9 protein-coding genes are annotated in these 13,432 nt (G+C 49.1%); 1 reads left to right on the top strand and 8 read right to left on the bottom strand.

The window, feature by feature from the left end:
* Nucleotides 1-72: 72 nt before the first annotated feature.
* The 8 genes from hfq to mutS all read right to left on the bottom strand — a co-directional run bounded on the left by hfq (nucleotide 73) and on the right by mutS (nucleotide 11,650).
* Complete coding sequence (gene hfq / locus ACFVRY_RS20645; RefSeq protein ID WP_042128368.1) at nucleotides 73-312, bottom strand: RNA chaperone Hfq; 240 nt, start codon at nucleotides 310-312, stop codon at nucleotides 73-75.
* 471 nt (nucleotides 313-783) lie between these two features.
* On the bottom strand, nucleotides 784-2,628 hold the full coding sequence (locus tag ACFVRY_RS20640; protein ID WP_387502188.1) for an ABC transporter ATP-binding protein: 1,845 nt from the start codon (nucleotides 2,626-2,628) through the stop codon (nucleotides 784-786).
* Nucleotides 2,628-4,358, bottom strand: a complete 1,731-nt coding sequence (locus tag ACFVRY_RS20635) for an ABC transporter ATP-binding protein (RefSeq protein ID WP_387502187.1) — start codon at nucleotides 4,356-4,358, stop codon at nucleotides 2,628-2,630. The genes ACFVRY_RS20640 and ACFVRY_RS20635 overlap by 1 nt, the downstream gene beginning before the upstream one ends.
* Nucleotides 4,359-4,414: 56 nt before the next feature.
* Nucleotides 4,415-4,759 (bottom strand): hypothetical protein, encoded by a 345-nt coding sequence (locus ACFVRY_RS20630; protein ID WP_387502186.1) that lies wholly within the window; start codon nucleotides 4,757-4,759, stop codon nucleotides 4,415-4,417.
* 156 nt (nucleotides 4,760-4,915) lie between these two features.
* Entirely contained in the window at nucleotides 4,916-5,872 is a 957-nt protein-coding gene (gene miaA / locus ACFVRY_RS20625) for a tRNA (adenosine(37)-N6)-dimethylallyltransferase MiaA (RefSeq protein ID WP_387502185.1), read from the bottom strand.
* Nucleotides 5,862-6,641: a class I SAM-dependent methyltransferase gene (locus tag ACFVRY_RS20620; RefSeq protein ID WP_387502184.1), complete on the bottom strand. Its 780-nt coding sequence runs from the start codon at nucleotides 6,639-6,641 to the stop codon at nucleotides 5,862-5,864. The genes miaA and ACFVRY_RS20620 overlap by 11 nt, the downstream gene beginning before the upstream one ends.
* Before the next feature lie 60 nt (nucleotides 6,642-6,701).
* On the bottom strand, nucleotides 6,702-8,813 hold the full coding sequence (gene mutL, locus ACFVRY_RS20615; RefSeq protein ID WP_387502183.1) for a DNA mismatch repair endonuclease MutL: 2,112 nt from the start codon (nucleotides 8,811-8,813) through the stop codon (nucleotides 6,702-6,704).
* A 50-nt stretch (nucleotides 8,814-8,863) separates the two neighbouring features.
* Nucleotides 8,864-11,650 carry a DNA mismatch repair protein MutS gene (gene mutS, locus ACFVRY_RS20610; RefSeq protein ID WP_387502182.1) on the bottom strand — a complete coding sequence of 929 codons (2,787 nt, stop codon included), beginning with the start codon at nucleotides 11,648-11,650 and terminating at the stop codon, nucleotides 8,864-8,866.
* A gap of 940 nt (nucleotides 11,651-12,590) precedes the next feature.
* On the opposite strand from mutS, the gene ACFVRY_RS20605 reads away from it, so the two are divergent.
* Complete coding sequence (locus tag ACFVRY_RS20605; protein ID WP_387502181.1) at nucleotides 12,591-13,400, top strand: inositol monophosphatase family protein; 810 nt, start codon at nucleotides 12,591-12,593, stop codon at nucleotides 13,398-13,400.
* Nucleotides 13,401-13,432 lie beyond the last annotated feature (32 nt).

Below are 13,432 nucleotides of genomic sequence, written 5' to 3'. Positions count from 1 at the left end.
GTATACACAAAAAGGTTTCACTTCAGTTGTTTAAAATCTGCCAGGCAGATTAATCAAGTACGTGCCCGCTCGTTATTCCTCATTGCTGTTATCCTGCATCAAGGACACGCTGCGTTGCGGTGTGAAGGTAGAAATGGCATGCTTGTACACCATTTGCTGACGGCCATCACTGTCAATGACAATGGTGAAATTGTCGAATGCTTTAATGATGCCCCGGATTTGAAAACCGTTGGTCAAATATACTGTAGCAGGGATATTCTCTTTGCGTAGTTGGTTCAAGAACGTATCTTGGATGTTAATGGACTTGTTCATATGACGTACCCCCAATGGTTCAATTAGATTGTTCAGAAGTATATTCGAGACCTCAGAGAAACTTTCCTGCTATTATATCACGGATCATCCCCCTTCATCAATGGAGGATGCACGGGGTAAAACAGGGGCTTATTTTATCGGTCAAGGATATATTCATCACTTCTTGATAAATACGAATAAATTCAAGTTCAGTACTGAATCTCTTTGAAAAATGGCTCCCCCTTAATGTGTTGTACTCATACATTATAAGCCTATTGTAATCCTTGGTCCAATTGTCGGACGACACCTGACCCAAGTTCCTTACAAAGTATTGATTTCGACCTCACCTTCCTATTCTCCTTCTTGAATTAAACAATGAAACCCAGCTTTTGGACAATTCAAAAAAAGAACGGGATCGTTGGCAACCACCCGCCCCGTCCTTATGCACACAAAATCTGAAATTAGTCCCTGATCTCGCTAAAAAAATCCCGTCTACACCGCCCGCTCAAACTGGCTAACATACAATTCATGATAGACACCATCAAGCTTAAGTAGTTGCTCATGGGGACCTTGTTCAACAATCCGGCCGCTCTGAATAACCAGGATACGGTCCGCATCCTGAATCGTACTGAGCCTATGCGCAATGACAAAGCTGGTGCGTCCCTGCATAAGGGTCTTCATGGCTTGTTGAATCTGCATCTCCGTGCGAGTATCGACACTACTTGTCGCTTCATCCAAAATCAAGATAGCAGGATCGGCGAGAATAGCGCGTGCAATCGTCAGCAGTTGGCGCTGTCCATGGCTCAAATTACTGCCTTCCGTCTCCAGTATTGTATCGTAACCATGCGGGAGCCTCGCGATAAAATCGGCGGCGTTAGCCAGTCTCGCCGCTTCTTCAACCTCATTGTCAGTGGCATCAAGACGGCCAAAACGAATGTTCTCCCTTATGGTCCCCGAGAATACATGAGCATCTTGCAACACCATCCCGATCTGGCTGCGAAGCCCACGTTTGTTCCGCTTCCGAATGTCAAAGCCATCAATGGTAATTGAACCAGCCGTCACCTCATAAAACCGGGTCAGCAGATTTACAATTGTCGTCTTACCTGATCCAGTGGGCCCGACAATGGCCACTTTCTCACCAGGCAAGGCTTCAAAGGTCATCCCAGTCAAAATAGGCGAATCAGCCTTGTAATGGAAGGATACGTCACTGAATTCAACTTTCCCGGTCAAGTTTGAGCATTCCGTGTCTTCCACATCTACTGGTTCATACTCCGACGGTAAATCTAACACTTCAAACACACGCTCCGCCCCCGCAATAGCAGACTGGATCAGATTGTACTGATTAGCCAGTTCAGAGATCGGTCGCCCGAATTGCTTGGAATAATTCAGAAAGCTTACGATAATTCCCACCGTGGCTAGCCCATGGTAAGCCATCCAGCCGCCGACACCAGCAATGATTGCAAAGCCCAGATTATTGATAAGGTTCATAACCGGCCCTACAAGTCCAGATACAATCTGTGCTTTGATGCCGACTTTGTTCAGTTTATGACTGATCCCGCGAAACCTCTCTGTCTCCATACCTTCTCTGACATATTGTTTAACGACCTTTTGTCCACTGATCGTCTCCTCAATAAACCCGTTAAGCTCGCCCAAATGCCGCTGTTGATCCTTAAAATAGATTCGGCTCAATCCGGCGATTTTGCGGCTGCTTACGAGTACAAGAGGGATTGTTAACAGTGCAACCACTGTAAGCGGAACATTCAGGGTGAGCATGATGACCAGCGAACCACTCAGCGTAATGAGACTGTTCAGAAGCTGTGTCACACTCTGATTCAGCGAATTCGATACATTTTCGATATCGTTGGTTGCCCTGCTCATCAGTTCTCCGCGAGCATGTGTGTCGAAGAACTGTACCGATAACTCCTGATACTTGGCGAATAAGTCACGCCGGAGTTCAAGCACTGTATTTTGCGACACTGCTGTCATGACATAGGCCTGCACCCAGGCAACCAGACTAGACAGCCCATAGATCCCCAGCAGAAGAAGGCTAAAGCGAACCAGCAAATTGTATTCGCGTGGAATAACGGCGATGTCTACCGCCTTGCCTAGCAGAAACGGTGCAACCAACGATAACACTGCATTCAGCACAGTGAAAATGTACACCACGATCAATCCGCCCCGTTGACGATTCAAATAAGCCCAGATGCGTCTAATGGTGGCACTCCGATTCTTAGCGCGAACGATAGGCATAGCAGGTCCGCCTCCTCCATGACCTCTGCCGAAAGCACCCGGCGGACCGGGAACCTGTGCTGATGTACGATTATGGGGACTAGACATTACGATGCCTCCTCTTCTTTCAACTGCGATTGGCGGATCTCGCGGTAAACCTCAGAGGTTCGCAGTAATTCTTCGTGCGTCCCCTGGGCTGCGATTACACCCTTTTCCAAAATCAGAATATGATCAGCATCTACGACAGAAGAAACGCGTTGCGTAATCAGAATGTTGGTGCTGCTCCCCATCTGCTCACTGAGCCGTTTGCGAATACGTGATTCAGTTACTGCATCCAGCGCACTAGTACTGTCGTCCATGATCAGAATGGTAGGCTGAATCAACAGTGCCCGCGCAATAGCTAGCCGCTGCTTCTGTCCACCGGATAGATTAATTCCGCGCTGACCCAGTACAGTATCGTAAGCTTCTGGAAGTCCCATAATAAATTCATCTGCTTCCGCAGCAATGGCCACCTGCTTAACTTCCTCATCCGTAGCATCAGGCCGGCCATAGCGGATATTATCGCGGATAGTTCCACTGAACAAAATCGTTTGCTGCATGACAAATCCGATGTTTCTGCGAAGATGCTCCAGATCAATTCTTCGAATGTCTGAGCCGTCGATTGTAATAGAACCTGATGACACCTCATAGATCCGCGATATGAGGCTAACCAGTGTCGACTTGCCCGCACCGGTGCCGCCAAGGATTGCGACCGTTTCACCAGGTTTAGCCGTAAATGAAATATCCTCCAGTACAAGATTCTCATCATTTGAATCATAAGCAAATGTGACCCTATTAAACTCAACCTGACCGACATGCACAGCATTTGTTAGACTGTCATGCGAATTTGTGATTTCATTAGTTGTTGCGAGCACTTCACTTACACGATCCCCTGACACTTTTGCCCGCGAGATGAATGTGAGCATATTACTCAGCATCAGCATCGACATCAGAAGCTGGGTGACGTAGTTGATAAAAGCTATCAAATCGCCGATAGGCAATCCGTGATTCCAGCTTGCCAGTCCCCCAAACCAAAGAACCGCAACAATGCTGACATTCAGCACCAGCATCATGAGTGGTAAATTGAGTGACATAAGCCGTGTAACCTTGATCGCCGTCTCGGTATAATCCTTATTCGCCTCGTTAAACCGCTTCTGCTCATGTTCACCACGAACAAAGGCCTTAATGACCCGAATCCCAGATAGATTTTCCTGCAGCACCGTGTTGACCCCATCGAGCTTGATTTGCATTTTGCTAAACAGCGGGAAGGAAAGCCGGATCAGTACATAAAGCAGTACAAACAACAGCGGAACCGAGACCAGCAAGATTAGCGTCAATGAAGGACTGATGCGAATCGCCATAACCAAACTGCCGATCAATAGCAGCGGTGAACGAACCAGAGATCGCAGAATGATCTGAACAAACGTCTGTAGTTGCACCACATCGTTCGTTAGACGGGTAATCAGCGATCCGGTCTTCAGCTTATCCAGATTTCGATTTGAAAAAGACTGTACCTGCTCAAACAGCCGAATCCGCAGGTCGTTACCGAAATTTTGTGACGCGATGCTTGAAAAAATAGCACATCCCACACCACCAATCAAACCAATAAAGGCTACGCCCAGCATGGTCAGACCAGTCGAAACAATATGCGGCAAATCATTCTTCATTATGCCTTTGTCCACAATGCTTGCCATCAATGTAGGTTGAAGCAAATCCATAAACACTTCCACAACCATCAGAAGGGGTGCCAGCACGCACCACAGCCAGTATGGCTTAATAAAACTCTTTAGCTTTGACACCTTTTCACCTGATTTCTGAAAATCTTGTTCTAAAGTAGTTGTAGCGGTGAATCAAATCAGTTACTGTCATCCTTTACTTCTTCTCTATCCCGTTTCACATCCTGTTCCAGCATCACTTCCCGCAGCTCAAAGGCATGAATAAATTCTTGCATAATGGCATCAGTGGCTTTTAATTCACCGCTCAAAACCTGCTTAATGGCGTCGTATTCGGGCTGGTTCAGCTGCTGCATCAACGTGGAGCGCTTAATTTCCAACCTTTCCAGAAAAGCAATTGCACGCCCTCTGCGAAAGGTCTGCGCACTTTGAATACGCTCCTTGTGTCCGTTGCCCGACTCGCAGCCCTGTTCACCAGATCCTCGGTGACCACGAGGCTCCTTCGACCGATCCCTTCCCTCACGCATTCTAATCCCCTCCTCGTTTTGTATACATATGTATACAAAAGTGTCCGTTATTAATCTAAACCTTATTCCTATCGACTGTCAAGACGAAAAAAATGCTCCCGAAAAGTGAAAATCCACTTCGGAAGCATCCTTTATGCTAGCTTATGACGCAAATATTTATAGACCTTTTGAGAAGCTATTTGCTATGAACTCTCGGAATTTCTCAATATGCTCATCTAAGCTTGGCTCCGCATCAACATCAATCCACTGGATATCCTTCATGTGACGGAACCATGACATCTGTCTTTTGGCGAAACGACGGGTATCCCGTTTTAAGAGCGTCACGGCTTCGTCCATGGTCAGCTCACCGGCAAGATAAGCAGCAATCTCTTTATAGCCTAGTCCCTGCATCGATACGAGACTCCGATCGTAGCCCAGGTCCAATAGTCCTTGTACTTCGGAGATCAAACCGTCAGCGAGCATGGCGTCAATTCGATCTTCGATCCGTTTATAGAGGATTTTCCGATCCATAGTCAGACCGACTAGACACAAATCATAGGGTGATTCCTTCTTTTGCCCAGCAAGGGAATCCGATTGTGTTATATTCGTCTGATGAAAGACCTCCAGGGCACGGATAATACGCCGACGGTCATTAGGATGCAGACGCTCCGCGCTAACAGGGTCTATATCTGCCAGCCTCGCATGCAGAGCAAGCGCTCCGTACTCATCCGCATAATCCTCTTGCTCTTTGCGGAAGGCTTCATCCGCCACCGCTTCCGAGAAACGGAACCCGTAACAAAGGGACTCAATGTAGAGCCCCGTCCCTCCTACTATAAATGGAAGTTTGCCCCGGCTGCTGATCTCTTCAATCAGTCTACGACCCTGCTCCTGAAACTCCGCAGTGGAATAGGCATCCTTTGGATCATGTATATCTATCAGATGATGAGGGATCCCCTCCATCTCTGCTTGTGAAATTTTGGCTGTTCCGATGTCCATGCCACGATATACCTGCATAGAGTCACCGGAGATAATCTCAGCTCCGTAAGCCTTAGCGATGGCAAGACTTAGCTTCGTCTTACCGACAGCGGTCGGTCCCAGCAGCACCAGAACCTTACGCCTTTCTTCAGTTGCCAATCTTTATCACCCCGTACGATGTTTTGGAGCTGCCGCGCAGCAGCTCGGTGAATCCCAGCCGGTCGAATTCGCCGCTCAGCGCTTTTTCCTTCAGTAGCACAGTTTTACGGGCCACTCTCTTGGCTTCCGCCACACTCTCTGGCGACAGTGCTTCTCCGTTGGCGTATTGGCGCAGCGGAGAAATGGAAGCCGAATCCGTTAATGGAACACGGAACATAGGATCGAAGTAAACAATATCTACACTGCAGTCTGGCTGGGCCCGTAAATAGTCCAAATGGTCACTGTTCACGACCTGGATACGGCGAAAAGCCTCATTTACACGTTCTTTCCCAGTGGTGTATTGACTCATTCCTTCAATCAATAGTGCGTACAGTGGGAGCGAACTTTCCAGTGCGGTTACCTTAGATGTTTCTCCACCGTATACAGAGAATAGCAGTGAGTCCGTACCAAGCCCTGCTGTGCAATCCAGCACACTGTCACCGGGGATCATATCCGCAGCAGACAGTAGTGGGTCAGTTTCGCCCTTGAGAATCCGCTTTGCCCGTACATATCCCATGCTGGGATGGAACTCCATTGACGGCATTCCGGGACGAATCAGCCGAACGGCCTCTTGCAGTACAACCAGCACCTCCTCTTCCCCATGTCGCTTCACTAGCTTGGGCAAGGAAAGGTTATCGCGCGGCACATAGTTACAACCAGTACGTTCCGCAAGGCTAACCGCCCGCTGTACAATTTCCGGTATCGGGTCATTACCCGTCGTTATAATCATTGTGCCTCCTGTTCGACTCTATACAATAAATCTTTTATAGATCAATCTTATTTCAAAACTTCACATCACCCGTTTGAACAGCTTCTCCAAGTCATAAGCTGAGAACGAAATGACAATTGGTCGCCCATGTGGGCAGGTGTAAGGCTGGCGGCAGCACGCTAGCCGTGAGATTAAGGTCTCTACTTCCTGTTCGGTCAGCTTCTGATTTGCTTTAATAGAGGCTTTGCAGGAGCACAAAATGGACGATTTCTCACGCAGCTTAGCCAGATCTATTGCCCGTTCGCTCAGCACCCATTCAGCCATCTCTTCAATGACCGCCTTCTCGTCCCCCTCTGGGAACCAGTAAGGTAAGGAGCGAACCAAGAAGGTCTGTCCGCCAAAATGCTCCAGGTATACGCCCGCTTGCTGAAACCAGTGAAGCCGTTCGCTGAGCTGCCGGCTCTCTGAAGGAGTAAATTCCAGCGTAATAGGTAGCAGCAGCTCCTGTGAGGCATCTTCCGGACGGCCAAACTTTTCGTAATAATATTCATAATTTATTCGTTCATGTGCAGCGTGCTGATCTATGAGGTACAAACCGCTGTCATTCTGAGCAATAATATAAGTCCCATGATGCTGGCCAATATAATTCAGTTCTGGAAAAGCTGGCAGCCCCGACTCTTCGCTGGCTGCGGGCGCCCACAATTCTTCACTCACTGGGAATTGGCCCTTGGCGGCAGGAGCGGCAGGCGACGGACGATATCCGCCGCTGTAACTGCCCCCGCCTGCGCCTCCCGCCGACTGCCGACTGCCATTCCCTGAATAGTTTTCACTGGCGCCAGTAGATGAATTACGGTATCCATCGCTAGACACTCCTCCACCGAGTGGAGAAGAAGACAACGGATTGCCGCTGCCATAGGAGGCCGCGGATTCCCGAGACTGGAGTAACTCTGGCTTCACAGGAGAATGACCGCCTTCATAAGAACGGCCTGAACCCGCTGCCGTCAGGTCAGAATTCGACTCTTGAGGGCGGGGTACGCCGCCTGAATTCACCTGATGCTGTGCACCCGGCGTCACATTGGAATCTGCCGCAATTCCACCTGTAGCAGGCTGACCAGGCGTCCCTCTACCGAATGCGAACTGCTCCTGAATAAAAGCACCGCTATTTTTGGAACCGATCGGTTCTTTGCTAGGACGAGGAATCAAGCTTTGGCCCATAAGGACCTTGCGAATCTCTTCCTCAACGAACTTGTAGAGCTCATTTTCTTTACTGAAACGAACCTCCAACTTGGCAGGATGCACATTGACATCCACCAGAGAGGGATGCATATCGAACTTAAGCACCAGCAGCGGGTAACGGTTAATCGGCAGCAGCGTATGATAAGCACGCATGATAGCCGCATTCAGACCATTGCTGCGGATGTGGCGTCCTCCAACAATGGTTGTCACCCCGTTGCGGTTGGATCGCGTCCATTCCGGACGGCTGACAAAGCCGCTCATCTTGAAGTCAGGATCTTCAGCAGACACAGGCAGCATCGCTTTGGCTGCTGACGTTCCATAGATAGCAGCGATAACCTGTAGCAGGTCATCATTGCCCAGCGTGCGCAGCAATTGATTGCCGTTATGATTCAGCGTGAAGGAAATCCCTGGATGGGCAAGCGCCGTCCGGTACATCGTGTCAGAGATATGTCCGAGTTCCGTCTGAATGCTCTTCATGTATTTCAGCCTGGCCGGAGTATTGAAAAATAATTCCCGGACGGCAAAATCTGTCCCTTGTCCGGAAGGAGAATCTTCATTAGTCCGCAAATTGCCGCCCTCGATCTCAATCTTGCGGCCTACACCGTCGTCCTTGCTCGCTGTGAGCAGTGACACCTTGGATACCGCCGCGATACTCGGCAGTGCTTCACCCCGGAAGCCCAGACTTGTAATCTGGAACAGATCCCGTCCGGTCACAATCTTGCTCGTCGCATGCCGGTAGAACGCAGTCTCACAATCATCTGGCTCGATACCTGAGCCGTTATCCTTGACACGGATGCTCTGAAGTCCACCTTCTTCCACTGCCACCTCGATCACAGTGCTTCCCGCATCGATGGCATTCTCTACAAGCTCCTTCACCACGGAAGCCGGTCGTTCAACCACTTCCCCCGCGGCGATCTGGTTGGCAATATGCTCGTCCAACACATGAATTTTCGCCATATTATTCACCCCGCTATAGGCTATCTATATTGTAAAGCTGTAAATGTCTATTAGAGATCCTTGGCTTTCATCTTCAGGTCATTCAACAGACCCATGGCTTGCAGCGGCGTCATGTTCATGAGATCGGCCCCTTGAACGGCTGCAATAAAGTCTTTGAGCGCCGGGTTAAATTGCTCCGCGGCGGGTACAGAAGTTCCTGCCCCGCCTTTGCGGGACTTACGCGGCTCTTCCTCACCAAAGATAGAGAGCTGCACCACCTCCTGCTCGGCTTCAGGCGCTGCGAGCGATACGGCAGCTTCAGCATATACCGTACCTGCCGCTGGGGATGCATGATCTGCTGGAGCTTCAGTTATACTGGCAACAGATTCTTGAACAGAGGACGGCCCTTCAACACTGGCACGACGCGGCTCTGAGCCCCCGTAATGAAGCGCTGGTCCGCCAGGTGCTGCTGCCTGTTCAATACTTTGAAGTAGTCCATATGCCCGGTCAATGATTCCACCCGGCAGTCCGGCTAGCCGTGCGCAATAAATACCGTAACTGCTGTCCGCGGCTCCTGGCACAAGTTTGCGCAAGAAGTTAACCTTGTCGCCGCTCTCCTGCACCGCCATCGAATAGTTGCGCAAGCCTGTTAGACTCTGCTCCAAGTGAGCAAGCTCATGAAAGTGTGTTGAGACAAGCGCCTTACAGGCGATGGTATCATGCACGTATTCAATAACGGCTTGAGCAATGGCCATGCCCTCACTCGTTGAGGTGCCCCGGCCCAGTTCGTCAATGATAATCAGACTGCGTGCGGTGGCTTTTTCCGTCATGACCTGAATATCGGCCATCTCCACCATGAACGTACTCTGACCGCCAATCAAGTCATCCGCAGCTCCGATCCGGGTGAAGATTCGGTCAATCAGCGGCACCTCGGCACTGGACGCCGGAACAAAGCAACCGATCTGGGCCAGAATGCAGATTAAGGCAACCTGGCGCATGTAGGTACTTTTCCCCGCCATATTCGGTCCGGTAATAAGCAGTATGTTGCCCTCCGCTTTGGTAAGGCTGCTTCCATTGGCGATAAAGGCCGCATCCTTCAGCACCGCTTCCACGACCGGATGTCGTCCACCTTCTAGCCGGAGATCATATCCGTCGGAAAGCTTCGGCTTCACGAACCGCTGCTCTGCGCTGACAGCTGCAAGGCTCTGGTATACGTCAATCTCAGCGACCTTCTCGGCCAGATTCTGAAGTCGCGGAACCTGGGCCGCTATTCTGTCACGCAGTTCTGTGAAAAGGCTGTATTCAAGATCGGTCATCTTATCCTGGGCTTCCAGAATCAGCGCCTCTTTCTCTTTAAGCTCAGGAGTCACGAACCGCTCTGCATTCGCCAGCGTCTGCTTGCGCTCATAGCGCCCTTCGGGCAGTGCAGACAGATTGGCACGGGTAATCTCTATAAAATAGCCAAATATTTTGTTGTAGCCGATTTTGAGTGATTTGATACCGGTAGCCATACGTTCTTTGGCTTCAAGCTCCGCAATCCACTGCTTGCCACTGCTGCTGGCTTCGCGCAGCTCGTCCAGACGTTCATGGTAACCCTGACGGATAATTCCCCCATCACGTACAGACACAGGCGGATCTTCAACGATTGCCCGCGCAATGTCTTCCCGCAGCTCTGCGCAATCGTCCATCGCAGCCCCAATCTCCCGCAATGTGGCGGAGCCTGAAGTTCCACACAATTCTTTCAGCGCCGGAATTTGCTCCAATGACAACTTCAATGCATTCATATCCCGGCCATTGGCACTCCCGAAGGCAATTCGGCCAACCAGACGCTCCAGGTCATAGATTTCTTTCAATGCCTGCCGCAGATCTTCACGGACGATGAATTGATTATATAGATAATCAACGGCTTCCAGTCGACGTTCAATCGGTGCCCGCTGAAGCAGCGGCTTATCGATGCGGCGGCGCAGCAGACGCGCACCCATCGATGTCTCGGTGCGGTCCAGCAGCCAGAGTAACGAGCCTTTTTTGGAACGCTCACGCACCGTCTCGGTCAGCTCCAGATTTCGGCGGGTAAATGGATCAAGAATCATATAATTGCCGGGTTCATAAGGCGAAATCTGACTGAGTTGGCCCAGGGAACGCCGCTGTGTCTCACTCAGGTAAGAGATTAGTAGCGAAAGACAATGGCCTCGCTCCCGTTCCAGTCGTACCCAGGCCGACTCACCGAACTGGCGACGAGCCAATTCCTCATCCCGCTTTTCCCATGGGGTGTATACGACCGGTTTAGCCAGTAGCGAAGCTTCGCTCCGCAGGGTCTCCAGCAGTGCTGCATCACCGATAATCTCGGCGGGTTCATATATGCCGATCTCGTCACGCAACCACTCTGCGCCGGATAGCACGGAGGTTACATACAGCTCACCTGTAGTCAAATCACAGGCAGCTAGCGCCATCATCCCGTCCAGTTCAGTGACACAGACCAAATAATTATTGTTCTTGTCAGAGATGATTTTGCCATCCATCACCGTTCCCGGTGTCACGACGCGCACGATATCTCTGCGCACCATCCCTTTCGTTACAGCAGCATCCTCAAGTTGTTCGCAGATCGCGACCTTGTATCCTTTTTCGATCAAACGCTGTATGTAACCCTCAGCGGCATGGTATGGGACACCGCACATCGGAATCTTCTCGTCGCCCCCACCTTCGCGTCCTGTTAATGTTATTTCCAGTTCCTTCGATGCCAGTACGGCATCCTCAAAGAACATCTCATAGAAATCTCCCAGTCGGAAAAAGAGGAAGGCATCCTTCGCTCCTTCTTTCACACGTAAGTACTGCTCTATCATCGGCGTATATTTTGCCATGGTCTACCTCCAAGCCTTTTTCATGCTAACCTCTATTATAACAGAAAGTTTGCTCTCAAAGTTACCCCTGGTAAGTTGTGCTTCTGGACTGATTTAGAGATCCGAATTATTCCGCTTTACTGCTTATATAGAACGCATTTAAAGACACAACGTAATCTCGCAACTGACTCCGACATGTAAATAACAGCCTTCTTGTACCCTAAGGCACAAAATGAACCCTTGATTCACAAGGATTTCACTCCCCCAGCTGACGAATGCGCCGATAGGCTCAACTTCACTCTATAGAGCACTGTAATAACTGGAATAGCTACCGTTAATCACCTCAATTTTAGACTGTTACAGGAGAAAAGAGGTATTTAACGGGATAAATCCCCTTTATTTACGATGAATAAGGTGAAGTGAAACATTTAACGGGATATTTTCCTGCTATCAAAGCCCCTCATAAACTTCGAACGTAAGCTCAGGCAATTATTTCGGTGAAAGGTAGACTTGTGATCTGTGTTGTTCACCTATTTCTTATCTGTTAAACCGCTTCTATTCGCTGAACTTAAGAATGATCTGTTACAGATGAGTTACACCATGCAACACAAGCTACACAAGTTCTACCCTTGTATACGAAAGATTTCGCCCATCCATGATGTTATTTTTTTAAGTTCACATTATATATTTCTATAGTATTTTCAGTTCAAGCTATACAAAAATTGCTTAATTGAATAAATATTCAGGATAAAATCAATACTACACAATATCCTTATAGACAGTAATCACTGAAAAAGGTATCTTGACAGCCTTCGCTTTAGTTAGTAGTATTCTAATATACCACTTATAGAAAAATATCATTTTGAACACAGCTTCTGTAGGCGGTATATTTTTTCAAAAAGAATTAAGTCGTATTTATTAATACGACTCATAATCCAAACAAAGAGAGGAAACACCGACCATGACTAACTCAACCACTGTTGATATTGACTTTTGCAGCGAACTTATTGTCTCTCTCGGAGCCAAGCTCCGGGAAGAATGTAAAAAAGACCTCCGTTTAACCACATTTGAGGAAGTGTACGCCAGAGCCAAAGAGATGAGTGAATGGGTAACCCGATCGTTAAAAGAACCTCTCGCCACCAAGTACCCTTCTATTCTTTGGTCTGATTCGGAATTCAATCTGGATAACCAGCGACAAGCGGAATCTGCAGGCGAATATTGGGTTTTAGATCCACTGGACGGAGCTCTTCATTTTGTTCAAGGCTTCTCCTTCTTCGCCCTTTCTCTATGCCTTGTCCGTGCAGGACAACCGGTCGTTTCGTTTGTCTATGATCCCAGCAGCCGGGAATTATTCCATGCTGTTTCAGGTCAAGGGGCTTTCATGAACGGCTCTCCTATCCATGTGGCCGCCAAGCAAGAATTGGCCCAATCCTACATCACAACATCCCTGCCCAGCAATCCGGCAAAAGAACCGGACATATCGGAGCTGACGGTACGCGGCATTACCCGTTTTATGTCTAAGACTGTAGCTGTAAAAATGCTCGGCGCTGTCTCCTTACAACTAGCTTATGTTGCAAGTGGTAGACTCGACGGCTATTTTGAATTTGGTGACGATTATTATGACTGGCTCGCCGGTTCCCTGCTCGTTCAAGAAGCCGGTGGGACGATTACAGATGGTCAAGGTGGTCCATTCACTTGGGGCACTTCTGGAATTATCACTGCGAATACCAGTCTGCATGGGAAAATGGTCGCTGAGCTGAGGGAGCTTTGATGCTTGTTCTGTTTGTTACCCTGCGTTTGTGC

The organism is Paenibacillus sp. NPDC057934, assembly GCF_042887565.1.
Taxonomy (GTDB): domain Bacteria; phylum Bacillota; class Bacilli; order Paenibacillales; family Paenibacillaceae; genus Paenibacillus_AQ.
This window is presented reverse-complemented; position numbering and strand designations above follow the sequence as displayed.